General features: G+C 45.7%; 14 protein-coding genes and 1 pseudogene. 8 read left to right on the plus strand and 7 right to left on the minus strand.

All coding sequences use genetic code 11. The features are described from left to right. The first annotated feature begins 479 nt into the window (after positions 1-479). The 6 genes from QUB33_RS20740 (at position 480) to QUB33_RS20765 (ending at position 7,821) form a co-directional block, all read left to right on the plus strand. Positions 480-1,511 (plus strand): glycosyltransferase family 2 protein, encoded by a 1,032-nt coding sequence (locus QUB33_RS20740; RefSeq protein ID WP_333353546.1) that lies wholly within the window; start codon positions 480-482, stop codon positions 1,509-1,511. Between the two features lie 128 nt (positions 1,512-1,639). Beyond that, the gene (locus QUB33_RS20745; protein WP_333353549.1) at positions 1,640-3,091 is read left to right on the plus strand and encodes an NAD(P)/FAD-dependent oxidoreductase; all 1,452 of its coding nucleotides are present in this window, start codon (positions 1,640-1,642) and stop codon (positions 3,089-3,091) included. A 21-nt stretch (positions 3,092-3,112) separates the two neighbouring features. After that, entirely contained in the window at positions 3,113-3,769 is a 657-nt protein-coding gene (gene pnuC / locus QUB33_RS20750; RefSeq protein ID WP_333353552.1) for a nicotinamide riboside transporter PnuC, read from the plus strand. 11 nt (positions 3,770-3,780) lie between these two features. Further along, positions 3,781-4,767, plus strand: coding sequence for an AAA family ATPase (locus QUB33_RS20755; RefSeq protein WP_333353555.1), 987 nt, complete (start codon positions 3,781-3,783; stop codon positions 4,765-4,767). A gap of 382 nt (positions 4,768-5,149) precedes the next feature. Further along, positions 5,150-6,511, plus strand: a complete 1,362-nt coding sequence (locus QUB33_RS20760) for a branched-chain amino acid ABC transporter substrate-binding protein (RefSeq protein WP_333353558.1) — start codon at positions 5,150-5,152, stop codon at positions 6,509-6,511. Beyond that, positions 6,478-7,821: a branched-chain amino acid ABC transporter permease gene (locus QUB33_RS20765; RefSeq protein ID WP_333353561.1), complete on the plus strand. Its 1,344-nt coding sequence runs from the start codon at positions 6,478-6,480 to the stop codon at positions 7,819-7,821. The genes QUB33_RS20760 and QUB33_RS20765 overlap by 34 nt, the downstream gene beginning before the upstream one ends. Before the next feature lie 312 nt (positions 7,822-8,133). On the opposite strand, the gene QUB33_RS20770 is transcribed toward QUB33_RS20765, so the two are convergent. Both QUB33_RS20770 and QUB33_RS20775 read right to left on the minus strand, forming a co-directional pair. Further along, positions 8,134-12,570: a nitric oxide synthase oxygenase gene (locus tag QUB33_RS20770; RefSeq protein ID WP_333353564.1), complete on the minus strand. Its 4,437-nt coding sequence runs from the start codon at positions 12,568-12,570 to the stop codon at positions 8,134-8,136. A gap of 211 nt (positions 12,571-12,781) precedes the next feature. After that, on the minus strand, positions 12,782-13,354 hold the full coding sequence (locus tag QUB33_RS20775; RefSeq protein WP_333353613.1) for a Uma2 family endonuclease: 573 nt from the start codon (positions 13,352-13,354) through the stop codon (positions 12,782-12,784). Between the two features lie 250 nt (positions 13,355-13,604). Between QUB33_RS20775 and QUB33_RS20780 the strand changes: the two genes are divergently transcribed. Together QUB33_RS20780 and QUB33_RS20785 are read left to right on the plus strand one after the other, a co-directional pair. After that, a complete protein-coding gene (locus QUB33_RS20780) occupies positions 13,605-15,170 on the plus strand; it encodes an ABC transporter permease subunit (RefSeq protein WP_333353567.1) in 1,566 nt (521 codons plus the stop codon). Between the two features lie 143 nt (positions 15,171-15,313). Then, positions 15,314-16,150, plus strand: coding sequence for a class I SAM-dependent methyltransferase (locus tag QUB33_RS20785; RefSeq protein ID WP_333353570.1), 837 nt, complete (start codon positions 15,314-15,316; stop codon positions 16,148-16,150). A 122-nt stretch (positions 16,151-16,272) separates the two neighbouring features. Here the strand turns inward: QUB33_RS20785 and QUB33_RS20790 are convergent, their stop codons facing one another. From QUB33_RS20790 to dpdE, 5 genes and pseudogenes are all read right to left on the minus strand, one after another. Continuing rightward, on the minus strand, positions 16,273-16,980 hold the full coding sequence (locus tag QUB33_RS20790) for a hypothetical protein (protein WP_333353573.1): 708 nt from the start codon (positions 16,978-16,980) through the stop codon (positions 16,273-16,275). Positions 16,981-16,985: 5 nt separating this feature from the next. Further along, positions 16,986-20,096 (minus strand): protein DpdH, encoded by a 3,111-nt coding sequence (gene dpdH, locus QUB33_RS20795; protein ID WP_333353576.1) that lies wholly within the window; start codon positions 20,094-20,096, stop codon positions 16,986-16,988. After that, positions 20,093-20,980 (minus strand): protein DpdG, encoded by an 888-nt coding sequence (dpdG, locus tag QUB33_RS20800; protein ID WP_333353580.1) that lies wholly within the window; start codon positions 20,978-20,980, stop codon positions 20,093-20,095. Before dpdG ends, dpdH begins: the two co-directional genes overlap by 4 nt. Further along, on the minus strand, positions 20,977-23,523 hold the full coding sequence (gene dpdF, locus QUB33_RS20805; protein WP_333353583.1) for a protein DpdF: 2,547 nt from the start codon (positions 23,521-23,523) through the stop codon (positions 20,977-20,979). Before dpdF ends, dpdG begins: the two co-directional genes overlap by 4 nt. Then, positions 23,523-26,567 (minus strand): annotated as a pseudogene (gene dpdE, locus QUB33_RS20810) (protein DpdE); the annotation flags it as partial. The gene dpdF and the pseudogene dpdE, both read right to left, overlap by 1 nt. Positions 26,568-26,569: the final 2 nt, after the last annotated feature.

Genomic DNA, 26,569 nt, shown 5'->3' on the forward strand with positions numbered 1-26,569 from the left:
ACTTTGACTAAATGGTTCGTTGAAATCTTTTGTCGAAGTGAGTGAAATTTTGGATCATTTTTTCGTTGGAACACTCTTACAAAGAAACTGTACCGGACAAGTCCTGACAGTCGGCGGGTCTCCGTAGAAAGTATGTTGGATTTTATACGGTCGGCTTACTTGTAAAATCACTGTTTTGTGCGGTGCTATACAGTCGCACCAAAATGCTGCTGGGGCTTTTTCGCAAGTTTACACAAACACTCATATATTTAAAGATTTTGTAAAGCTGTTGTCGGCATCAGGTCACTCTCAGCAAGCTATGGCGTAGAATACAGGTATCAAGGGGAAAAATACAATCGAGAAGACCTGCAAAAAATCTAGTTGAATACAAACAGAAATCGAGTTATAAATAAAAAAGTAGAGCTGATTTTACCCGACGTAAAGTAGCAACAATAAAATTCAAGCAAATTTTGAACCCTGCCATTTAAATAATTTAGGTAATGATTTCTACCGCCGACCCCACTGTATCCATCATTATCCCAGTCCACAACGGGGGCGCTTACTTCCGCACCTGTTTGTCAAAACTGGCTCAAGCTGTGCCCAGGCCGATCGAGATTATTGTAGTAGCAGATGGCGAAAGCGATGGTTCCTGGCGTCTGGCTCAGGAATGCGGCGCCAAAGTCATCAGGATTCCCGAATGCGGGGGGCCAGCGCGGGCAAGGAATTTGGGTGCCCAAGCTGCAAAGGGAGATATTTTGTTTTTTGTGGATGCTGATGTGGCTGTTTGTCCAGAAGCTGTCGGGTATGCGATATCGGTGTTCAAAAATAATCCCTACTTAGCTGCTTTCATCGGCTCTTACGACGATGATCCTGGAGATCCCGATTTTCTATCGCAGTACAGGAACTTGCTGCACCACTACGTTCACCAAACCGGTAACGAAGAAGCTTCGACTTTTTGGGGAGCTTGCGGAGTGATTCGCCGGGAAATTTTTTTGCAGATGGGCGGCTTTAATGAGAGTTACCGCCAAGCTTCGATCGAAGATATTGAGTTCGGCTACCGTTTGAAACAAGCAGGTTATAAAATTCGGCTGTGCAAAACATTGCAGGTGAAGCATTTAAAGCGGTGGGAACCGATTGGGATGGTGAAAGCTGACTTTTTCTACCGAGCGCTGCCTTGGACAGAACTGATTTGGCGCGAGCGCCAATTGAATAACGACCTCAACTTGCAAGTTTCGAACCGCCTCAGCGTGATTTTAACTTATGCTGTTCTGCTGGCAGTTGTGGGGACGTGCTGGTCGGTGAGCTGCCTGGTACTGGGTAGTTTGCTGGCAATACCGTTGGTAGCAATTAATGCACCGCTTTACCGATTTTTTCACCGTAAACACGGTATCGTATTTGCCCTGAAAACAATTCCCTGGCACTGGCTTTTCTACTTTTACAGCGGACTGGCATTTGCGATCGGCACTGGTCGCTACTTATACCAAAAAAAGCCCTGGACTGGCAAAGTTAGCTTGCCAGTATCCGCTCCATAAATGAAGGCCAATCGTCCTTTAACATCAGGTCGCTCGATAGTGTCTCAGCGTATTCACTGGTGCATATATCACTGTGACAAGTTATAAATAACTGTATAGTTTGGATTAAAAAGCTGGAGGTAGGCTGAGTGAAACATTATCCTGTTGCGATCGTCGGTGCAGGCCCTGCGGGCTTGACTGCTGCCTACGAGCTAGTCAAGCAAGGCATCATCCCGGTTGTACTAGAAAAAGGTGATAAAGTTGGGGGAATAGCTCGCACCGAAAGCTACAAAGGCTATCGTTTCGACATTGGTGGCCACCGCTTTTATACTAAAGTAGAAGCCGTGCAGCAGTTGTGGCAAGAGGTGCTGGGAAATGAGTTTATTAAAGTGCCACGATTGTCCCGAATTTTTTATCGAGGTAAATTTTTTAACTATCCGATCAGTGCCTTCAATACTCTCTTTAATTTGGGCCTAATTGAGAGTACGCTGATTATTTTGAGTTATCTGAAAGTGAGAATTTGGCCGCTTAGGGAAGAAAAAACTTTTGAACAATGGGTGATCAATCGTTTTGGCGAACGCTTGTATAAAACATTTTTTAAGACTTACACGGAAAAAGTTTGGGGCATTCCTTGTTCGGAAATTCAAGCAGATTGGGCGGCGCAGCGGATTAAAGGATTGTCGCTTACGACTGCAATTATTAATGCTTTGTTTGGCAGCAACGACACTAAAACATTAATCAAAGAGTTTGATTATCCGGCTTTGGGGCCGGGGATGATGTGGGAAAAGTTCGCGGAAGCTGTGGAGAATAAAGACGGCAAAGTTTATCTCGATACTAAAGTGATTAGCTTTGAGCGTGAAGGTAATACGATTAAAAGTATTACTGCGGAGCAAAACGGAGAATTAGTTCAATATTCTGCTGATAATTTCATTACGAGTATGCCGATATCGGCGCTGGTAGCAAGAATGAAACCGCAGCCGCCCGAAGAGGTATTGCACGCCGCGCGATCGCTCAAATATCGAGATTTTTTGATTGTATCACTGATTGTCAATCGCAAGGATTTGTTTCCTGACAACTGGATTTACATTCATTCCCCCGAAGTCAAAGTGGGACGAATTCAAAACTTTAAGAATTGGAGCGCCGCTTTAGTTCCCGACGCCAGCAAAAGTTGTTTGGGAATGGAATATTTCTGTAGCGTAGGCGACGAGGTTTGGGAAATGTCGGACGCGCAACTTATCGAATTAGCAACTCGCGAGTTGGTTGGTTTGGGTTTAGCAACAACGGCCGAGGTTGAAGATGGAGTTGTCATACGGCAACCCAAAGCTTATCCAGTCTATGATGCCGAATATCGAGGACACTTGCAGGTACTTGAAGGTTTTTTGAAGGGAATTGAGAATTTGCAAACGATCGGGCGAAACGGTATGCACCGATACAACAACCAAGACCATTCCATGCTGACGGGGATGCTGGCTGTGAGAAATATTCTCGGCGAAAAGCACGATTTGTGGGATGTGAATACTGAGCGATCGTACTATGAAGACTTTAGTGTCGATCGCTCAAAAGAAAAGAAGGATTCGGATTTGATTTCGCAGTCCATATAGCCAGCCGAGATAGGGATTGGTATGAAAAAAGCGAACCTGCCGAACTTAATCGGCTCCGCAGCAAGCATCTTCGTGCTCCTGCTTTCAGTGCAGCGGTTTGTCCCTATCCAACTCGACTTAATTGAAGCGATAGCCGCGATCGCTTCTGCTTGGAGCGTTTGGCTGCTTGCTAAAAACAATCCCCTAGGCTGGTGGATCGGCTTAATCGGAGTTATCGCCTACGGTGCGGTGTTTTATCAAGTTAAACTTTACGGCGAAGTAGCGCTTCAATCCTTCTATTTAATCACGAGCTTGCAAGCAATTTATATTTGGCTGCGCGGCGGCGAAAACAGCACAGAAAAACCTGTATGTCGCATGAACCAACGCTGGCTAATCCTCACGGCAGTCTTAGTTACAGTTGGCGTATTTGGCTTGCGAAAAGTATTAATATCTTTGGGCGGTGCAGCACCATTTTGGGATGCCCTGACCACCATCTTAAGCGCGATCGCCCAGTTGTACCTGATGGAACGCTATCTCGAAAGCTGGTATTTGTGGATTGTTGCAGACACGATTTACGTTCCCTTGTATGCCTCGCGCGGGCTATATCTGACGAGTATTTTGTACGCGATATTTTGCTTAATGGCAATTTTCGGACTGCAAAATTTTCAGCGGATTTACTCGGAACAAAAGTTAAAATAGCAGCAATCTTTATGATACTCGGTGTTACTGTAGGCAAATTTTACCCCTTCCACAAAGGACATGACTACTTAATTGGAGAAGCTAAAAAAAAGGTTGACCGTTTAATCGTTCTCGCCTGTTACAAAACAAATCAAGCAGTTGCAGGAAGCGTTAGAGCCGACTGGATTCGGTTTTTGCATCCCGACGCAGAAGTTATCGAAGTGCTCGACGATTTGCCGGAAGCCCCCGAACCTTGGGTTCAGAGGACTCTTGAGGTGCTTTCCGGGCGAAAACCCGATATCGCTTTTACTTCAGAAGATTACGGGGAACCTTGGGCCAAACTGATGGGAGCTCAACACTGTGCCGTCGATCGCGAACGACTCAAATTCCCGATTTCTGGAACGCAATTGCGATCGCACCTAGCCGAACACTGGCAAATGCTGACTCCCCCAGCCAAAGCCTACTTTGCCAAACGAGTCTGCGTGCTGGGTGTAGAATCGAGCGGCACAACTACTCTGGCACGATCGCTCGCACAGCACTACCAAACTGTTTGGGTTCCCGAATACGGCAGGTGTTACTGGGAAGGCAGGCAATATTCGCCCGATCCTGAAATTTGGGACAGCTATGAATTTGTAGAAATTGCCAAGAAACAAGCTGCTATAGAAGACCATATTGCTACTCGCGCTAACAAAGTCGTTATTTGCGATACAGATTCTTTAGCTACTTGTATTTGGCACAAACGTTACCTTGGTTCGGAACACCCGACGGTCGAGCAAATTGCAGACAGCCGCCGCTGCGATTTGTATATTTTGACTCAGCCGGATTTCGGGTTTGTTCAGGATGGAACGCGAGAAAGCGAACATTTACGGATGATTATGCACCAGTGGTTTGTTGAGGTTCTTCAGAATAAAGGAAAGCGGTATATTACTGTCACAGGAACGCACGAGCTGCGAATGTCGGAGGCTCTACGGGCGATCGATTCACTGTTGGTGTTTGAACCGTTAAAGGAGCTAGAGTAATGATTAATTATGAATATTTTAGTGCCGAGCGCTCAAAAGAAAAAAGCGATTCGTCTTTAATCTCGCAATCAAGCTGATTTGACGCTGGAGGGTTGAAAAAGGGAAAGGAAATCTGTATTTTCCTTTCTTTTTTAGTTTTTAACTGGTTGAACAGGTTTTAACTGGTTCCCCGGAAGCTCCTGGAAACCCATTGACCGAGGCTCGGCCTCGTTTCCTCGTCTGGTACGCCTTCCCAGGAAGATCGCGGGAACGAGAGAAGAAGCTTGTGGCAGCGGTGTATCTTTAAGAGTTCACGTAAAACTTGAAAATCTGTGCTAACTCTTGACTTACAGACTTAGAGAGTGGAAATATGCTAAAACGCAAGCAACAAACGAACCAACCTATGAACTTTTCCAAGAAGTCAGGGGGCAAAAGTGCCACACCCCCAAAAACCAACTCAACACAGAATCTCGGCGCCGCAGGATTGCGGAAATTACTTTTTGCCGCCGGAATAGCCTCTCTGTGCGCTAGCTGTCAAAATCCTCCAGCACCAACCGCTACAACACCCGGAGCCAGCCCCGGAACCAGTCCCGCAGCCACTCCCGTCGCAGTCAGCAGCCCCGGAGACCCAAATACTGTCAAAATTGTCTCCATGCTGCCCATGACAGGCAGCGCCTTGGGTCAAGCTCAAACAATGGTCAACGGCATCCAACAAGCGCTGGCCGAAACCAACTCCAAAGCTTGCGACGGCAAAATCCAAATCCAATACGAAGTTTACGATGACGCCACCGCCGCCGCCGGCAAATGGGACCCGGCCCAAGTAACGTCGAACTCCAACAAAGCCGTCGCTGACGGTTCGGTAGTTGCCGTCATCGGTCACTATAACTCCGGTGCCGCTAAACTTTCCATTCCCGTGCTCAACCAAGCTAACATCGTTATGATCAGTCCGGCCAACACTTATCCGGGACTGACTAAACCAGGAAAAGGCGAAGCCAAAGAACCCAACGTTTATTATCCCGCTGGCACTCGTAATTTCACCCGCGTTGTCCCCGCTGACGACCTTCAAGGGGCTGTAGCTGGCAACTGGGCGAAATCTTTAGGCGTGCAAAAAGTCTACATTCTCGACGACCAAGAACTCTACGGCAAAGGCATCGCTGATGTTTTTGAAGCCACTGCGAAAAATTTGGGAATTCAAGTCCTCGGAAGAGAGGGAATTGATATTAAAGCTAGCGACTACAAGGCGTTAATGAATAAGATCAAAGCTTTAAATCCCGACATGATTTACTTTGGAGGCACTACTCAAAGCAATGCCGGACAAATAATTAAAGACATGAGAAATGTCGGAATGACGCCTGAGGCAGTTAAGTTCATGGGGCCTGACGGCATTAAAGAGCAAGCTTTAGTTGACGCGGCGGGCAAAGATGCCGAAGGAATTTACGCTACTTTTGGCGGCTTGCCTCCTCAAGAATTGACTGGTGCGGGCGCGAAGTGGTACACAAGTTACAAGGCCAAATATAATGCTGAACCGGAAGCTTATGCAGCTTACGCCTATGAAGCTGCTAAAGTGGCGATCGGCGCAATTAATAAAGTTTGCAAAAATGACCGCGCTGCTATCCGCGAAGCTGTCTTGGCAACTAAAGATTTTAACGGGGTACTCGGCACTTGGAGTTTTGACACCAACGGCGACACGAGCTTGACTACAATGTCAGGAAATGTTGTTAAAGGTGGCAAGTGGGAGTTCGTGAATGCGCTCAAGACCGAATAATTAATCAGAAGGAAGAGGGAAGTTCGGCAACGGATTTTATAACGGATGTAACGGATGTAACGGATATCGGGAAGAAGGAAGGAGGAAGAAGGGATAATAAAAAATTATACCTTTTTCCTTCTCTCTCCAATGTCCCATGCCCAATTCTCGATTCCCAATTCCCGATTCCCGATTCTCAATTCCCAATTCCCAATTTCCAATTCTCAATTCCCAATTCCCAATTACTCAAAAACATGAAGAACTGGAAAAGTATTCTCTTATATCTAGGTGTAGCTTATATAGTTTTGTTGTTAGGGCCAATTGCCGGATTTGACTTGCCCAAAATCATGGGGGAAATAGCCAGCAATCCTGAAGTTTTGATCCAACAATTATTAGTAGGTCTTGTCAACGGGGCGCTGATTGCAATTATTGCTTTGGGTTACACTATGGTTTATGGCATTATTGAGTTAATCAATTTTGCTCACGGCGATTTGTATATGTTGGGTGCTTTTGCTTCCCTAACCGTGTTCGGGGCTTTTGGAATGCAAGATGGCGCACCTTTAGGTATTGCTATACCGGTGATGTTAGTCGCTTTAATTGTATGTTCTGTGTTTTGTGCTGGGCTGAATATTGTTGTGGAAAAGTACGCTTATCGGCCTTTGCGAAATGCTCCCCGTTTGGCTCCTTTAATTTCAGCGATTGGAGTTTCTTTTATTTTCCAAAATATGGGCCTGTTTTGGGGAGGATTGAAAGCTTTTATTCCGGTGATGGGTTCTAATTCTGCTGCGCCGAAAAGTTTTCCCGATTTGTTACCGCGAGTTGATATTTTCAAAGCTTTGGGAATTCAAACGAGTATTGTATTTACTACAAAAGATTTAATTGTGTTGGTGGTGGCGGTGGTATTGATGGTTTTGCTTCATGTGTTTGTGCAATACACTCGTCTGGGAAAGGCGATGCGGGCAACTGCTCAAAGCCGCGATGCTGCTAAAATTATGGGAATTAATGTGGATCAGATTATTGCTCTGACTTTTTTGATTGGGGGAGCTTTGGCGGGTTCGGCTGGGATTCTGGTTGGTTTGTACAACAATACTATTGTTTTTACGATGGGGTTTACGGCAGGTTTGAGGGCTTTTACGGCAGCAGTTTTGGGGGGAATTGGCAATATTGTGGGGGCGATGTTAGGAGGGGTTTTAATTGGGTTGCTGTCGTCTTTGAGCGATCAGTATTTGTCGAGCCGCTGGACTAATGCTTGGGTGTTTGGGGTTTTGGTGGTGATTTTGGCTTTTCGGCCTGGGGGTTTGTTGGGTGAGAATGTTCAGGAGAAGGTTTAAAGGTGCAGGGTGGAAATGATGGCAACAGACATTTATCATAATAATGTAAGCACTGCCTTAGAAAAAGTTTAGGACTCGTGAATCTAGACGGAAATCAATCACTCCTTAGCTTTGGGTTGTATCAAGCATACTTTCGCAACTTGACATAAACATGGTCGCTTCCGAATTCCCCAAAAGTTGACAATGATCTAAAAGCTAATGGTAATTGTTTTTCTAGCGACAGTTTTTCATGTTATCAATCAATTTCAACAAAATTAAGGAGCTGGAAGTCTCGCTTATAGCTCCTTTTCCTAATACTTGCAGCCCAAAATTTTAGACAGTTAACCGTTCCACCAATTCCTTAACTGGTGCTTCACTGTCACCTGGCTGCTGCACCCGAATTAGCCACCCTTCGGCTTTAGAGTAGTTATCTTTTTGCAACTGTTTGATGGCTTGTTTGAAGTTCAACTGCACGCCCCAAACATCGCTCGTGAAGCGCTTTTCTTGCTTCATCTTGTCAAAGAACCCGACGGCTTCGGGGTGAGATAAACCGCCTTCGGTTTTGGCAATAGAGAGCATCTCTTCAAACACATCATCCGCCATCTTCGCATCCCCACAAACGTAGTAATGGCACTTGGGATGACTTAGCTGTTTCCAGACATCCTGGGATTTCTGCTGCATCAGGTTTTGCACATACAGCTTTTGGTCGTCAAGACGGGAGAATGCTACTTCTAAACCAGAAAGCACACCTTGATGCTGCCACGTCTGCATCTGCTCCTGATAGAGGAAGTCACTGCGATCGCGACAGCCAAAGTATAAGGTAGCATCGCCCAAGGGTTGTCCTTGCTGCAACAAGGCATCTCGGTACTGGAGGAAAGCAATCAGCGGAGAGACTCCCGTACCTGGGCCTACCATCAGCATCGGTGCATCAAGTTCGCTAGGGGGACGGAAACTAGAAGTGCGGACACCGATGCGAACCTTCGCGCCGGGTTCCAGTCCAGCTAGGTAGTTTGAACAGAGTCCTTGACGGGTTTTGCCTGCATCCGTTTTGATTTGTAGCACGCCAACGGTGATTTGTAGCTGCTGGGGATGGAGTAAGGGAGAGGAGGAAATCGAATAGAGGCGCGGTTTTTGCTTCGGTAGCAACTCTAGTAAAGGGTCGAGGGTAATCTCTGTCGAGGGAAACTCATCGAACAGATCGACAACACTCATGAAGTTGTCCGCGATCGTTTTTTTGAGTAAGACGCTATCGGGATTATCCTCTGCCTGCCGGAGAATTTCTAGCCAGGTTTCTAGGTGATGTTTCTCCTGGGGATTTTGGGCGACGGAGTAAAGGTAGGCAAGCAGTTCGTTGAACGGTTCCCGCAAAGCTAGATCGAGTTCTTCGGAGAAAACCTGACCTACGGTTGTTGGGACGGCTATCGGGGGTTTGTCCTCTATCTGAGTGCCATTTGGTGTTACGTAACCAGCCGTGAAATAGGTGTTGGGCGCGACTGAAAGCCGATCGCACAATCGCTGGATTAATGCCGGTGGATTGCAAGGATAAACAGCAACGTGATCGCCCGTTTCGTATTGCAAATCGCTATTGGAAATATCGAACATGATATAGCGAGTAGAACGACTGCCAGGAATCACTTCTAGGAGCAATTCTTCATTGGCAACGACAGGAACTTCAACGTCGCGATCGCCACTCACTGTCACAGGTGAAACGGTTGCGGCTTCTGCCTCACTCAAAAACGTGACGTTCAACTTTGGTGCATTTGCGATTGTGGCATCGGCGGCTGTGACATCTTCACCTAACACGCGGGAGACGAGTCCTAGCCACTGTTTGAAGGTGTCAGCTTGTCCCTTAATTTCATCACCTTTGTGTAGTGGCACAATGCGGTTAGCCCCTGCCTTCGCGAGTGCCTTATCTACCGAAATGCCGGCGGCACAAAAGTGTTCGTAAACGGTGCTGCCAATTCCTAGTACAGAATAGCTCAACCCACTGAGGGAACCCGCAGGCTGTTTCTTCAACCACTGAATAAATTTTTTGCCGTTTCCGGGGATTTCGCCATTACCGAAGGTGGAGGTGACGATCAGAAGGAGCTTTTCAGAGGCAAGAGTATCGGCGTTGTATTCATCCAGTGCCATCACTTTCGCTTTGTAACGCTGGAGTTGACGGGCGGCTTTCCGCGCAAAGCCTTCGGCTGTACCTGTTTCAGAGGCGTAGAGAATCAGGATGCGGTCTTGCTTGTCGTCGTTTTTGTCGGTAGTAGTGATGAATTTTTCCAGATCCATACCATCTTCAACTGCCCAGCGATCGGCAGCATGGTGATAGGCAGGGTCTAGGTAAAAGTCGCGCATTTGGTGATGCCAGACTGGACAGGTACTCCCTCCGGCGGGTGGCACAATCCAACCCGCATCTCCCGGACACTCTCGTCCTGCTTTCTTTTCGCGTAAGTCGTGGGCCATGAACTGGCGGGATGCCGTCTGGTGATCTACCATCGAAACTTTGGCTTTCTGGAACGAGTACAGGATGGCGATGTTAAGTTCCAGCGCCACGCGATCGCGCCACAAGGTTTGCTCAGAACTGGTATCCAGCTTGAGCAGTTTGGCGATGTCCTCCGTCTTGTCGTAACGCCAATCTTCCAGGAAATCCCGCATAATCTCAGTCCCCATGTACCAGCCATTGAAGGGGAGGCAGGCGTAGGTAACACCGCCAATGTCCATGCGGAAGTTGCTGATGGCTGGGATAGCGTACCACTGAAAGCCAAGCGACTTGAACTCTGGAATCGTGGGATGCTCAATTTCTACTTGCAGTACATCTTCCTGATTAAACTCATAGAGCTTCGGCTCCATTCCTACGGCTTCAATCACCAAGGGCAGGATATCGTAGGGCGTGCGTGGTTCCGGTGGTTGCCAGCCCAGCTTCAAAATTGCTGTGGTCAGATCGAAGTTGGCACCATCGCCCATAACACTCCCGTCCGGTTGCTCGTAAGCGGCATAGCGAATTAGTTGGGAATTCCAAATGCGCGGACCCCAGCGTTCCTTCGGCTGTTTAGGACGGAAGACAGTCATGGTGATCTGGATGTTGCCGCCGTTGGTAGCAGCCCGCAGGTGTTCTTCTAACTCGCGGAACATCTCATCAGGGTCGGTGACATGGCGGCGATCTCGCACCACCATATTGTTCCACTGAATTCGAGCAATACACTTGGAAGCATTGCGCCACGACAACTGCGCCCCATAGGCTAATTCTTCATAGGTGTGGGTGTAAGTGCCGGTCGCATTCACTTCCTCCTGAATTTCTACCCAACGCCGCGCCCGATCCTCCGGTTCCCATTCCTGCTCGGTTGCAATCTGATCCAAATACTGCTTTGCTTTTTTGAGCACTCGCTCCTCATTTAGCATGGGCAGCTTGATGATATTCGTGACGCGATCGAACAAGGTCTGCCACGCTTGGCGTAACTCTGGCGAAAAGTCCGGTACATACTTCTCAAACAGCACAAACATGGTGTCGGAAATAGCCGGATAGGCACAGGATGGCACTCCGGCGCTGCTATGTACCTGTCCTAGGAAGCGTAATTCTCGCATCATCTCATCAGTGCTCTCACTGCTGAGACAGCGCATGAGAAATTCTAGCGATTGGAATAGGTGAATGGACAGATAATCCATGTCTGTCCGTCCGAAAATCGGCAATACAAAGGGATACTTCTCAAACAGGGTTTGATAAAACGCTATCCCCATTTCCCGCTTGTTCTGGCTGAACACTGTCCAAGAGTCTGCCATTTTTTGCAGCAGTTGGGGAGACAGAGCTTCCTCGTAGCGACGTATTGCCGCCACCATTGGCACAATCACATAACTGTTGAAAAAGCGGTAGACAGCGGATTGGGTTCCTTGTGCTAGATTTTCGCGATCGTACTCTTCTAGATACGGAATCGACGGCAGCATCCACATCCACACCTGCCGCGCCTTCAACCAGTGATGAGGACGCATCCCCACATCGGCAAACAGCGCTCCGTAATCCTTAACAGAATCGAAGCTATCCCCTTTTTCTGGAGGCACACCCATCAAGGGTTCCCCAACTATGTTTTGGGTATAAGGCTGAAGCTGATGTACGCAACAGTCAAAGAACTCATAGAAGTAGTCGGTGATGCTGTCCAATGCTTCCCCGAAAAGGTACTCTAGTTCTGGCTCCTCCAACAAGAGGCGCTTCATGAACTTTTCCATTTGCAATTCTTTCCACGCCCGCAGCTTGTTCCACACATCTTTGACAATGACTTCCTCTTGCGGCGTGAGGGAAACGACTTCGGGCATCTCGAATTCACTCTTGCCGTTGCTCTGAGTTCCTGATGCGTGGAGGCGACGATTTCCGTTCTGTCCCAACAGCGTCAACGTGCTGCTACTTCCCTCACTGGTACTTTGGGTGAGGCGAGTTTTCAGCTTTAACTGAGGTGCTAGATTCCAGTTCGCGATCGGAAATTCCAACTCGGCGCTGCTTTCACCATTCAGACAATCCTGCGTCGCCAATGTCACCGTTGCCGCATCTTGCCAAGGCTGAGTGATGTCCCCTTCTCGGTAGCATAGGGTAATTGCGATCGTGCAGTCTCCCTGGTTTTTCAGATCCAATAACCAGCTTGGTTGCTTGCGGCTAAAGGAATCCTTTTGCAACAAAGCTTGCCCCTCATCGGAGAGCATCTGCACCCGGCACTTGTACCTATAGTTGTCGGAAGCGGGGAAATCGGTCGCCGAAACCTCGGTTAAGTGGATGATGCGTTGATTGTCGTGCATACTAAGGTGAAGAATTATGTAAGGAGAGCAAGCCGACTCCCCATGCAGCAAAAGCTTAAACTATATGTTAAAGATGAAAAATAGTCAGCGTTCGCTCGGCCTAATCTTCATACTACTAAAAAAATAATCAATGGGGCGAGCGGCAGCACTTAACTTTTATTTGCAATTGTAACATAGCGCTTCTCAATTGAGTGGAATAGTGTACACCCAATTAAATATTCCCTGGTTTGAGCCAGCCAAAAACTTCGCCTAAAGTCAACTGCATTTCCGGCATAAAATCGGGCATCGGAAGTATATCTGTTGGTTCTTGCAAAGAAATAGGCTGCTGCCTTGCGGGATAGGCTAAAATGTTTTTTTCATGGGGATCGAGCAACCAACCCATCTGACAACCGGCATTCAAACAGTGCAAAATATTGTTTGTGACTTTGGTTTGGCTTTGGGCTGGGGACAATATTTCTATTGTCCAGTCTGGGTGAGCATTAAATGTATTGGCAATTTCGCCGTCAGCGTCTAGGGAAATGCGATTCCAAACAAAAATCGCGACATCGGGGACAATAGAACGTCCGCCAAACGTGCAGCGAAGTTCTGGAAATGCCCAAGCAATCCGCTGAGGTTTGCCCGCTGCATTAACCCTCGTGATCAGTTCTCCCTGAATTGTACTGTGTTTTCCTTGCGGCATAGGTTTTTGGAAAATTGCACCTTTGATGTATTCGCTAGCGGGTTTGGTTTCTGGGAGTTGCAAAAACTCGTCGAGGGTGATAGTTTTTTGAGGTGCTTGTACCATATAGCGATCGCCCGTTTGAAGTGTGTTGCGGTAACAGTTCCAGTATATTTGAAATTTCGTCACTTTTGGTGCAATAATCGAACTCAAAAGACTCTAAACTGTAGCTAGCCAGATCGACCGTTTCCACGATAAGCAGTCGCTCACATTGATTGAGGCAGAATTTGGCACGGCCCGCGTCAGTCGCATCTATAACTGCGATTCCTAGCATTCTTTCATCTAACTACTGACTAATGACTAATAACTTCTTCCTATGTCAAAAAAAATAATTAAAGCAATTAAATCGAGCGGTATTTTAGGGGCGATCGCCTCTTTGACTGTTCTGTTATTCGGCGGTTGGAGCGGCACCGTGATCGGCTGGCTGATGGGTACGGCGGCGGGCTTTATTAGCTGTCGAGATCAGAAGGTTTATAGCCCGAAAATGGGTGCTGCGATCGGCAGTTTAGCGGGATTGGGATTGGGAGTTTGGCTGTTAGTTGCGAGTGTGGTAGAAGGGGTTTTGATTAGACCTTTGTCTGGTCAACCTGCTGTTGCTTTGCCGACGACGCTGCTGTACGGGATTTACAGTTTGACGATCGCAATTTTGACAGCTACGTTAATGGGTGCTTTGCAGGGTTTGCAGGGGGAACGCCAGCGGCTGGCAACTCTGGTAACATTAGCTTTTATTCTAATTCTATTTCCGTTTATCGACATTCAGGCTCAGACTGGCTGGATTGCTACTGTAGTACAGATTCAAATCTTTATTATGTTGGCGCTGGGTTTGAATATTACTGTAGGTTTTGCGGGCTTGTTGGATTTGGGATATGCGGCGTTTTTTGCGATCGGCGCTTACACGACGGCTTTGCTATCTTCTGGGCAGTTAAATATTGCTTGGAACTTTTGGGTGGTACTGCCGATCGCGGCCGGTGTAGCTGCGATCGCGGGCGTAATCCTGGGTATTCCGACACTGCGGCTCAAGGGCGATTATTTGGCGATTGTTACCCTCGGTTTTGGCGAAATTATCCCCGTTGTCTTTAGGAATTTAACCGCGATTCGGATCGACGAACCAGTCTCGAAGATTGTTGCGGCTGTTTTGGGTAAACCTGAGTTGGTGCTGTGTCTGGTTGGGTGCGATCGACCTTTTAACCTCACCGGCGGCGAAGCGGGAATAAACCCGATCGGGCGTCCATCTCTCCCCATCGTCGGCACTTTCAGCACCGGTAACTACTTTCCCTGGTACTACCTAATTTTACTGCTAGTTGTCTTCGCTTACTTCATGATTTCGCGGCTGCGAGATTCCCGCTTGGGCAGGGCGTGGAATGCCATGCGCGAAGATGAATTAGCGGCGAGTGCGATGGGGATTAACCTAGTCAAAACCAAACTTTCGGCTTTTGCGATGGGAGCGACGTTTTCGGGCTTTGCAGGCGCATTTTACGCCGCCTATATCAGCGCGATTTTTCCCAGTGTTTTCGATTTCTCGGTGTCGGTAATCATCCTGTGTATGGTGATTTTAGGCGGTTTGGGCAACATGACCGGGGTGATTTTGGGGGCTATCATTATCATGTCTGCCGATCGGCTTTATCTGCCACAATTAGCGCAAGTCCTCAAGGGTTTTCTGAATACTTTTGTACTCCCCAGGATTGCAATTCCCCAGTTGCGAGACTTTCTAGCAACCAGTTTAGACCCGATTCAAATGCGCTTATTTCTATTCGGCCTAACTCTTGTTGTCATGATGCTCGTGCGACCGGAGGGACTGATTCCTGATAAAATACACCAAGCTGAACTGCATTCGGATGCTGAAGCGAGCAATGAGTCTTTAGCAGATGCGAGAAGTCAATAAGTAGGTAAGGGCAAAAACCATAGTATTTTGTAGGCGGGTTTAGCTAAGAATCTAGGATGCAAGGGAGTTTAGGGGTGTAAAAACCCCGTCCCCATCTAATGTTTATTTGTAACCAACTACTTAGTAAGGGTGAAAGATTAGCCATGAAAAATGTAACTGGTACTGCTTTTATCGTTGCGGAGTTTAGAGCAGAAGAGAATGAAGAGGCAATTCCTCTGTATACTGATCATGTAGTAAAAATCTGGCTGAATGAGGAAACAAAAAAAATAGCTAGCCACATAGCTCAAAGCTCTCCCGCAGCTAAAGAAATGGTTAAGTTGCGGACTAAATATTTTGATGATGTTTTGTCAAATCAAATTTTAGGAGGTTGCAAGCAAGTAGTTATTTTAGGTTCGGGTTTGGATACTCGCGCTGCTAGAATTAATGGAGAAAAAGTCACTTATTTTGAAATAGACGACCGCGCTACTCTTCAATTAAAAGAAGAAACTCTCAAAGCTAACAAAGTTACTGCCAATGTTCGCTACCTTCCCGGCGATTATGTAAAAGACGGTTTAATCTCCTTGCTGAAACAGAGTGAATTTGATTTCGATCGACCGACATATTTTTTGTGGGAAGGCAACACTACTTTGGTTGACAAAAAAGATGTAATATTTGTATTAGAAAAAATTCGGGACAATGTTCAAAATTTCCGATTGTCCTTTGATTATATGTCGGAAAAGGTGATTTTGAGAACAACGGGATACCAAGATATCAATGATTACATAGATAAATACGAAAGTATGTATGCACCGTGGATTACAGGGTTTGAAAACATTGCAACTTTGGCTGAGGAACTCAATCTCAAAGTTATTGAAAACTTTTCGACTGCCGATTTACACGCACAATATCGCCCTCGCCGTTCGCTAGAATCTAATCTTTTTAAGTTCTATTTTGTCTGTACGTTAGAAAATGTAGTAGGGGGCGTCAGTCAAGAGATTTGAGTAAACTCAAACAATTTGCTGCTGACGCATTTTATCAAAGCAAAGACGATCGCACTTTGTCTGTACGCTATAAAATGCAGGAGGGTGCGTCAGTGATTTCTTGGACAATCGCAAACCATTTATTAGGTCAAGCGAATTCGTAAAGAATCAATCAGACGGTGTTTAGTCAACCAATCTTCTACCTCTGGCGTTAAAAGTCCCCGGGTAGCACCCTCATTAGCAGCCACTCTCAGAAAACGAAGCACTGCTTCAGGAACTTCATCAGCATTTAAGCCATCCCAGCACTGCTTTAATTCCTCAATTAGCCGATCGACTTTATCAAAATCCTCACTGCTTTGGGGAATTGAGTTATACTCCCGAATTTGCCCATCTAAATTTCTAATTCGTTGGAGAGTTGGCTTAAAGGCCGAAACTTTATCCAGCACATTCAGGATTTCATTATTCGTGCTCGGCATCTTTTGAATTCGGTACAGCCACCAAGCTTGACTCAATTGCTCTCTCAGAGCTTTTTGTAAGTCCTTTACCTTAGAATCAAAATTATTTCTGTTGAAATTTTCATTGTCTATAATCCACTCAGGATCTTCCTGAAATTTTGCTTCAACATTAGCAATAAATTTCAGCAGACTGTCAGCCTTTTGATTTAAATCTAAATTGGCAATTTCTCTTTCGCGAAAAGCTCTCAAAGATTGCACAAAAAGTAGAGTTCCAGTGACAGCTTGCTCGATCTGTTTTTGTCGAGATTGAAACCCTTGATAATTCTCTGCATACTTCCGAAGATTAATTGTCTTTTGAGACAACTCACTCAATTGATAGGATTTTTCTAGAAGCATATTGTCTATCCTTTAACCTCAGTAATTAGATTCCGCAGTTTAGCCAATCCATCTTGAATAGCTCTATGGCTCGATTCTACTGTGCCACCGCCTGACACTTCTAACTCCTCAATCCGGTTATTGACCTCGGTTAGAGAAGCATCAAGAAAATTATTGGTACTATTGAGAAATTCGGCAGATTCTGTCATTGCTTTTTGATGATTTTCGCTGAGATACTTCAGCAGCTTCCCAGGTTGAATGTCTGGACTATCTTTTTCAATTTGCAAGCGTTTCATGGTATCTACATAGCTAGAAAGCCCGATGACCTTAAACTGTTTCAAGACAGATGTTAGGTCATCGAAACTCTTCCTTCCCCGAAATACAGCAGCGTCGCTTGCTCGATCCATTGCCTGTTTTACAACATCAGAAACATCCTTTTTATTGATATGTTCTCCTAGTTCAGATACTAAATAATAATAAACAGCGAGTTGCCGATCGCACTCTTCTTGAATCGCTTTTTCTAGCATTTCATCCACCGCTTGACGCGCTTTATCAATTTCCGAGAACTTCTCCCGAACATCAGCCGGAATTTCAGATTGAGGCTGCCAAGATTTGCTAACCTGCTTCAAAGGTTCCAAAATTTGAACAGTATCAATAATTTGAAATTGTGTAGAACTTCCTTTCGTGCAAGCGGTTCGACTCCTAACAATGTCTAGTAAAGCTTGGCGGTGTTTTTGTAAAGTACCAAATAGCTTTTTCCAAGTAGCTGAACGATTTTCTAAATCTTTGGGCTCTAGTTTGAGAAACAAAGCATTGATCGAATCTTCAGTAGAATTGGTAGAATGTCCTGCCATTGTGGCGGCGATCGCCAGTAGTTCAACTGCCGCAGGGACAGGGTTCCAAGGTTCCCCAGACTCGCGGGGATACAGGCGAATTTGCTCAACTACATATTGACTCCATTTTTCCAGTTGTTTGGCGTAGGTGCGAAAGTAGCGAGATCCATCGGGGAACTTCCAATGCTTGTAATGGTTGTATTGCAAAATACCTTGAAAGGCGATCGCCGTTTCCCCAAACTCCTTTGCATCATCAGGATTCAGAGGAAGAGATAGTTTAACTCCAGAAATCGTCTCCCTCGTCACTTTTCGACTATAAAAAGTAATATTTCTGCTTTTAAAATATGTCGTCCCACTACTAGCAAAAACCCCCTTAAGCAGCATTTCCGTATCCCATTCGATCCGCTCGCCGATAGCTGAGTAAATCAACGGCCGCAGTTCCCCAGCGATATCTTGCGGGAAACTTTCTTGAGTGTTGTTCCACCTATCAAGAAATTCTTTTTGCCTAGTCAGCTTGTCGGGAACTTGTCCGGCTGCTGCCAGATTTTTTTTAGTTTGAGATTGTGACTCAACTTGATACTTACTAACAGCAGACCTAGACTCTTTAGCACCCGAAATAGATGATGATTTTTTTGTAGGCTGAACCTTCACGCCCAGCGCCGGAATATCAAATGCAGAGTGAACTTCTGGGTGCAAATCACAAAGCTCGTTACTATCCGTCCACAAATCTAGGAGAATCTGGCGGCGATCGCCATTTTCTGGATCTTTCGCTTGAATATCTCCCTGAACCATTGCACTCAGCCGCATCTTACCAAAGTGTTCTCGCACAGAAATAGCAGGAAACTCTCCGCCCTCGATATCAGCAGCAGAATTTTCTAGCGTCCACTTAAGAACATCTTTAATCAAAATCCGAGGGTTAAAATTGCCGGGATTGACTCTAGAAAGCATTTGTTCTAATCCTTCAGGCGTAAAAGGATACAAACCCAAACCGTCTGCTTCTGAAAAACCTGCATGACAAGCTAATTTATGTTCGCATTCATTGCAAGCACTAGGTAGAGATTCTCGATCCGCACCTTCGCGATTGCGAGAGTCAGCCCACCAATTTTGAATTGTTTTATCCTCCAAACGCACGGCGTTGAGATATCGACCCACAAATTGTTTGATATCTGCATAATTCACTAAAGATTGTTCGCCAACTGTGCCAAGGTCAAGATTAACGCTAAAAGTAATCCGCTGTTTTACAGTATCTAACCTCAGACTGTCAAAATAGCCCGTAGTACAAGCTAGCGCCGTTCGGATCGCGCACAAATGTTTGCCACCAGCTTGTTGAGGTCGCGCTAAAACAGCTTCTAAAACTTCGCGATCGATGCCTTGCAATTTAGCAAAATCTTCAATCAGCAAAACTAACTCTATTCCTTGTTGGGCTAAAGTTTCGCGAACTTCCCCCATCAATCTTTGTAAATCTTCCCGCCCCAAGCTCAAAACCTGAGCTATGGCTTCATCTAAGTGTCGGTTCAACCAATCTACAGTTGCCCTTTGAATATCCTCATCGCCGATGAGTAAGCTATAAAATTCCCGCGCAGACTGCCCAGCTTTTTGCAAGTTTAAAACATTGAGAGGCAAGTCATTTAGCGAAAAATGCCTCCGTTCTTCCACAACTTCTACCGTATCTCGCTGTCCGAGAATGTGGATAACTAATTGATGGATAATACCCCCATCCTTTAGCCAGTATTCTTTTCGGAAAAATGGATCGTATAGGAAAGAATCAACAGCACCAACTAGGTAATCTTCCACGTCCGACAGTTTTGTGCGATCGCCCCGACCATTTGGGCCAACAGCAGCCGCAAGCTGATTCAGAAGTTGTTCCCGCGCTTGGGCTTCTGTCAAGCTGCTAGTGGCTCGATTTAAACGCTGCCGGTATTCATCAAAACTTGCTCCTGGCATCCCTTCTAATATTAAACTGATAATATCTTTGAGATTCGTTCCTATTTTGGGTATAAGCAAAACTCGGCGCTTTTGGGTCGATTCAATATTGGCGGCCAGCCAGCGAATCAGGTGAGATTTTCCCGTCCCAGAACTGCCTAAAACTGGCACGAAAGCGAAATCTTTTTCAGCGAGAAAGTCTTTCAGAAATTGTTCCTCACTGTAGGTAACACGCGACGGTGCATCGATAAGTTCCTGGCGGTACATGGCAATTGGATGGTGAGTTGCCAGAAATATACTATCTGGAGTTTGCGTAGCCTCCACACCCATTACGCGGCGAACGCGATCGACATCCCAGCAAACAAATTTTGTAAAAGTCATAGTTCTACTCCCGTCCAAATAATATGAGAAAATCCTGCTTCTTTGTCACCACTTGGAAAGATGAATAAATCGGCATCCGACTCTTTTATAAGCTGGATGCACTTATCATCCTGAAGGCGGAATAAAGCAAAAGCCGTGCTAGTTGATAAATGATTGGGTAAGCGACCACCAATTTTTTCTTCAACCTGTTCTCGAAATTTTCCAGTTTCAAACAGAGGACATTTTTTAGCTAGACGATCGATAAAATCTCGAATTGAAAGTTTAGCTTTTGCTTCTCCTTGAAATAAATCCTTTAAATTTCGTCTGAGATAAGCAGTTGGCTCAGCCACAACAAGTTTTTTGTTGGAATCTGAAGCATGACCCCAAGCAAACCCTAAATAACACATCCAGTCCTCGACTTGACCAAACAAACTATTGCTGGATATTTTCAAATCTAAAGACTCAGCAACTCCCTGATCTGCGACACGCTGTTCTACTTCTTGCCATGTACCGGGAGCATCATAAATATCCTGTGCTAAATACCATGCTATTAACCGACCTAAATCTTCTTCATCTTCGTTATCAGAAGCAAACAATAGCTGTACCAGCGTATCGGGTAACAATTTATCACCCATTTTAGGATGTCGAGATGCTTCGGGAAGCTCAAAATTTATAGCAATATCATCATTGTCTGCGATTAATAAGCGACATTTTATGCTTTCTCGCAGTGCTGCATCAAACATCGGATGTTCGGCACTTTTGTTTCTCCCTTCTGACAATTCATCTGGAGAAAGCAGCCGAGTGAGTTTTTCCTTGTTTTCGCGCTGTTTGGGTGCTTCAAGTAAATATCTAAATATTCCTCGCATTCTGCTAGGAGTAGCCAAAGCAGTTTTTAAGACGCTCATAAATTAACCTCCCTGCAAAAATGGTTAAACATCAAGTATCTGCCTGAAAAAATATTAATCAGCTTGCGGTCATCGCGGCTCGGATCGGGTGTATCTACGGGAAGCATAATGATTAGCGGAGCTTGAGAAGTTCTGTTGAGTGACAGATAGTTGTGAGGGATAGCCTTTTCGGGCGGATGAAATATCAGGGTGGGAATGCGCGGCATCAGCATGGGTTCGTATTTTCCAAACACAAATATACAAGCATCGGCAATTCCCTTTGTTTCTGCTATCAATATACTCTGAAATTCATCAGCCACCACCAGATTATTAATTCCCTGCTCGATTAACCAGTTAAAAAAATTAGAGCTTTTGAGTTTCCAGCTTTGAGATTCAAGAGACTCATAGAAAACGAGCATTAACTTATCTTCTCCCAGCAAGTATTTGAGTTTTTCACCTACAAAAAAATTCGGTTTTTGCCATACAGGTAATGGCGCGGGTATAATTCCCGAAAACTCTGGTTCCCTGTTTTTTCTGCAAACAGGACATCCACCGCAAGCGGGAGAAACTATCACCTGTTTTCTCGGTTCTGGCAGTACACGGGCGGGAATAGTGTAAGCTTCAGCAAAGATTTCGGAAATACAGCGTTTCGGCCGCAAAACCTCACGCATCAATTGCAGGTTTTTATAGCTCCAGTTTTGGCGCTGTTGGCGAATTGGCTCTACTTTATGTTCCCAAGTTTGACGATTCAGATGTGATTCATCTCGGATGCGGATGAACCGGGACTCTCTGTGCAGTTCCCAAGCTTCGTTATAAGCTGCTTCCGATTTAACATTTCTTCTTCGCGGCGGTTCCTCGGCATCAATATCGATTAAACCCGATCGACTCATCAGCGTTAAAGTGCGGATGTTCCAAGCCTGATTCTGTTGGCTGTTCATGTCAATGTCTCCTGGTTGTAAGGATGGAGGAAAATTGACGGGAACGCGAAACCGCCCATCGGGAAGAATTTCTTTCCTCAAAAACATACTTTTCCACCGCTGAAATCCCCGATCGATCGTTATGGCAGATTTGTCATTAAGCGATTTGGCAATCTCTAAGTCTTCATTGGTATGTAAGGTGAGCGAGATTGCTGCTTGGCCGTCTCGACCCCCTCGACCCACTTCTTGATAAAAGCGATCGATAGTTTCTGGGATGCAGACATGAAGCACGGCTCGAATATCTGACTGATCCACACCCAATCCGAAGGCAGAAGTAGCAACAACTATATCAACTCGTCTCTCGCGCAAATTTTCAATCAGTTGAGAGCGTTCTTCTGGGCTGGATTCCCCGGTCATAATCGCACACCGTTTGAATCCAGCCGACAATAAATCCTGTTGCCATCGCCGGACATCTTCGCGTTTGGTGGCGTAAACAATCAGAGGGCGGGGAAGATGATAAACTGCTTCAATTAATCGCTGTTTCCTGATTTCTTCACTTTGACACCAAGCAAACCAATAAGACGGTTCCGGTCGCAACTGTACGGCAGATATCACTTGAAACGGGCCGGGTTTCCCGAATAAAATTTCTAGGGTATCTAAACAGGATTCTGTTAAGGTTGCAGTCAGCAATAAACTTGTAAAAGAAGTTAAGCGCAGCAAATCTCTTCGCAAACCAGGGAGTTCTTGAAAAGCGGGGCGGAATTCATCGCCCCACTGTTCGACGATATGCGCTTCATCTATTACGAAATACCGCAGCATTTCTGATTTTGCGGCTTCGTAAAGAGCAGGTGCGAGAGAATTCATCAAGCTTTCGGGTGAGGTGAAAACGATTCGCTGGGTGCCGTTGCGAATGCGATCGCGAATTTCCTGCCGTCTCTCTTGTCCTTGCCCAAACTCGTCGCCATAATAGGCAGTGGCATGGTTCACAAAAGGTTTTAAAGCTCGTTCCTGGTCAATGGCTAGTGCTGTAGTTGGTACTACAACAACTGTTACACCAGCATTTTTCGATCGCACCAGCGCCGGCAGTTGAGCGCAAAGGCTTTTCCCCGATCCAGTAGGCAGGTTAATGGCGAGTGTCGAATTGTCAGGAGCCGTCAAAACAGCCCGAATTGCTTCACGTTGCCCTACACTCCGATACTTCTGCCAATTCACCAATTCCAGAAACGGATCTCCCTCTACTGGCTCGTAATTGCGGCGTTTTTTATCATCAAATACGGGTTTTTCAGGGGGATATTGTGCGGAAAAATCTAGCCAATTAGGCTGCCAAGGATGAGCGCTAATCAGATAGTAATCCGCACCTTCGCTCAAAATATCGATACCGCTTTGTTGCCACATTTCGCGATCGGGAAAAAGAGAGATCCGAGGTACTTTCAAAGTTGGGGGTATCCCGCCCTTTTGCTCGTATTCCCGCCGCAGAACCTGACGGATCAGAGCCGCAATATCTCCCATTCCCGGCGCATAAGAAGTTCCCGCAGCATCCAAAGTTTCCAGCAAGCGCCTGTAACCGACTTCTGAAAATTGACTTATATCGGCAGGAATCTTACCTATTTGGAGAATTTCTCTGAGCTTTTGAAAAGAATCAGCCATCACTCATCTCCCCCTTCCTGAGATTCAACCGGAGGTCGCCCAGAAACTACAATGAATCCTACAGAATCAAGCTTGATTCGCGGATGGCGAATTCCTTCTAAAATAGCTTGACTTAACGCAGTTTCTATGTTGACTTCTTTTGCTAGTAAAGAGTGCGAAGTTTGTTCGCTTTCAGCCATTCGGTTGAGGCGCAGCCGCAGTTGGTCTAGTCTATTTCCTAGTTTCTGGTCGGCGATTCGGGCGCGCTGTTCGCAGAGCGAGATAAAAAAAGTGCGATCGCGCAACAGTATTTCCGAAGTCTCACGCGCCTGACTGCAAAAATCAGGCCACTTACTCTCATCAACAAACTCATTGAGAACCGATAATCGACTTTTTGCTAAATTATAATCTCGGCAGAGAGGAGAACTTTTACCCTTGTACGAACCTTGCAGAATCTTCAAAACAGCTTCATCTTCAACAATGCTCATTGGTTCGTAGCGAGCATCAATAAAAATTGTCTCTAGGATTGGAGGAAATAACGCATCAGCGCGCCGTTTCACAGATACAAATCTACTTCGCTCCAGCTCAAAATCTGTTGAAACTTGCTGGGCTAATTCCAAATCAGCCTCGACTACATAATTAAAGCGAAAACCCAACCATTCCATCCCTTCCCCAGCATCCCAAGAGCGATCGCATCGCCATAGAGCAAATGCTTGACCCCTGTCATCCCAATGGATATAAGATGCTAGTGCTTCCACAAATTCTTCCCCAATACGGTAGAGGTTGACACCAGGATATTTAGTTGATATTCTCCGGTTATAAGTACCAGAGGGTTGTGCATAAGCAGCAAAGCGAGTTTGCAGATCGTGGATGGGAATTAGAGTGCGCTTAGTAGGTTGATAACGCCCTACTTTTTCTAAATTCGGATCGTCAATTTGTTTGAAGTGCAGTGCTTGACATATCCAGTCTTCTGTTGCTCGTTTAATTTCCTGATGGCGAGCATCATAATCATCTAAAATTTGAAAATATTGGGTAGCGTTTTCATCCTGGGCATCTATTTCATCTAAAGCGTTTTGTTCGCTAATTTTTACCTGTTCTTGAGCAATTTCTTGTTGGATATTTCCTATCATTTCCAATAGTCCACTAGCACCAGATTGAAACAGAGTGGTTAGCAGTCCTGGTAGTTTTTCATCTACATAAAACTGGAGACTGGCAATTGATTGATGAAAGATGCCGAAACCGTCTTTTAATAATTGATACCAAGCATCGTGAGGGCTATCCTCTAAGTCTGAGCCTGCGAATACTGTAAATTGAACATCTAAAGGGCGACCAATGCGATCGATCCTACCAATCCTTTGTTCTAAACGATTTGGCGACCAGGGAAGATCGAAATGAATCATCCAATCAACAAATTGAAAGTTCCGACCTTCTTCAGCAGAGGAATCGCAAACAAGGATAAAACAATTTCGGTCATTTTTGAACTGGTTGAGGCTTTTCTCAACATGAGCACGGGACTGTCCTAATTGATGGCTAGCTACAGATGCCTGACCAAAGGTATCTGATAAGCACCGGAAAATTTCAGCGCCTGTTTGGGCAAAACTGGTGAAAATGACAATTTTAGGTAGGGGAGTTCCCGATATCGGTCTGCGGATTTGCTGTTGCACCTGTTCGAGCAATTTATAAAGGTTGCTGCGATAAGATTGAAGTTTAAAAGTCTCTGAAAGATGATACAGTATCACTATCTTTAGTAATTCGAGGCGAGTTCCTTCTTCTGAAGGTTGCTGAATAATTCTTAGTAAAGATTGCAAAATCTGTTCTTCCCCAGAAAATTTAGGGGTTTCTGTCAGAATGCGGATATTATCAGCACCAAATTCTTGAATCAAGGCAGAATGGGAGATGCCGCTTAAACGGGTTTCCAGCACTTGCGCTAAAATCCCTAACCAAGTCCCGCTAGCACGGAATAAAAGTAGAAAAATTTGCTGATATTGTTGTTGGTTAGGAGCGACTGTGCGCCATTCATCAATTAGTTCGTGAATTTCGGGCGATCGCTCATCTAAGTCATACTCTACTTTTGGTGTCACATTTCGGGCAAAAATTACATCTTCCACCGCAGCGCGACGGTTGCGGAGCATTCGACGGTGTAACCGATAGGTGTCGCTGATGTGGGTGCGAATCGATCGCACAATTCGATCTCGATCGGCCGGGAGTGTTTCTTGAGAAAGCAAACAATTTTGTAATTCCTCTACGAGATTTAGCAGATATTTATCTTCAGCAAAAAGGTTTCGCAGTTGGTTGAGGTTAGTTTTAAGCACAAACGGATTTGCTTTCTCTTTAAATGAGAGTAAAACTCGACCAATTTGTTGGCGGTTTTTCACCCTCGCACGAAAACCTTCTAAATCATCAAGTTGATAGGTGCTCGGATCGAGTAGGTGCAGCATCGCCAGGAAATCTTGCTCGTGATTGAGAACTGGAGTTGCAGATAATAGAAGTAGGCGATCGCTTTTATGAGCGAGGTGTTTGCAAGTCTGGAAACGGCTGCGCTTTATCGAATCTGAAGAGGTCGCCATTGCTGCAATATGATGTGCTTCATCTAAAATCAGGAAGCCCAAATCGGCATTCGGACTAACTCGATCGACATCCTCTACTGCAAGTACCTGGACACGATTGTCGAAGTCAGAGAGATAAAATTTATGTTGTAATTCTTGAAGCCACTGTTCCCGCAGGTATTGCGGTACTAGCACCACTGCACGTCCCTGCGGTTGATCGAGGAGATACTGGCGAAGAATAGCACCTGCTTCGATCGTCTTTCCCAGTCCAACTTCATCAGCTAAGAGGTAACGTTGAATGGGGTCTTCGAGTACGCGGCGGACAACTTCAACTTGATGAGGATAAAAATCAATATTGGCAGAAATCAGCCCTGTCATCCCGCGACTGACAGCGCGTTGTTCGATCAGACACTGGACAAAAGCTAAACGTCGATCGTGAAAGTAGGGCGTTTCCTGACCTTTCATCGCTAGAGTTTCGATGGGGTCATCGATGGGTAGGTTGCAACGAACGTAAATTTCCT

The sequence above is a fragment of the Microcoleus sp. B3-A4 genome, from assembly GCF_036705385.1.
Lineage (GTDB): Bacteria > Cyanobacteriota > Cyanobacteriia > Cyanobacteriales > Microcoleaceae > Microcoleus.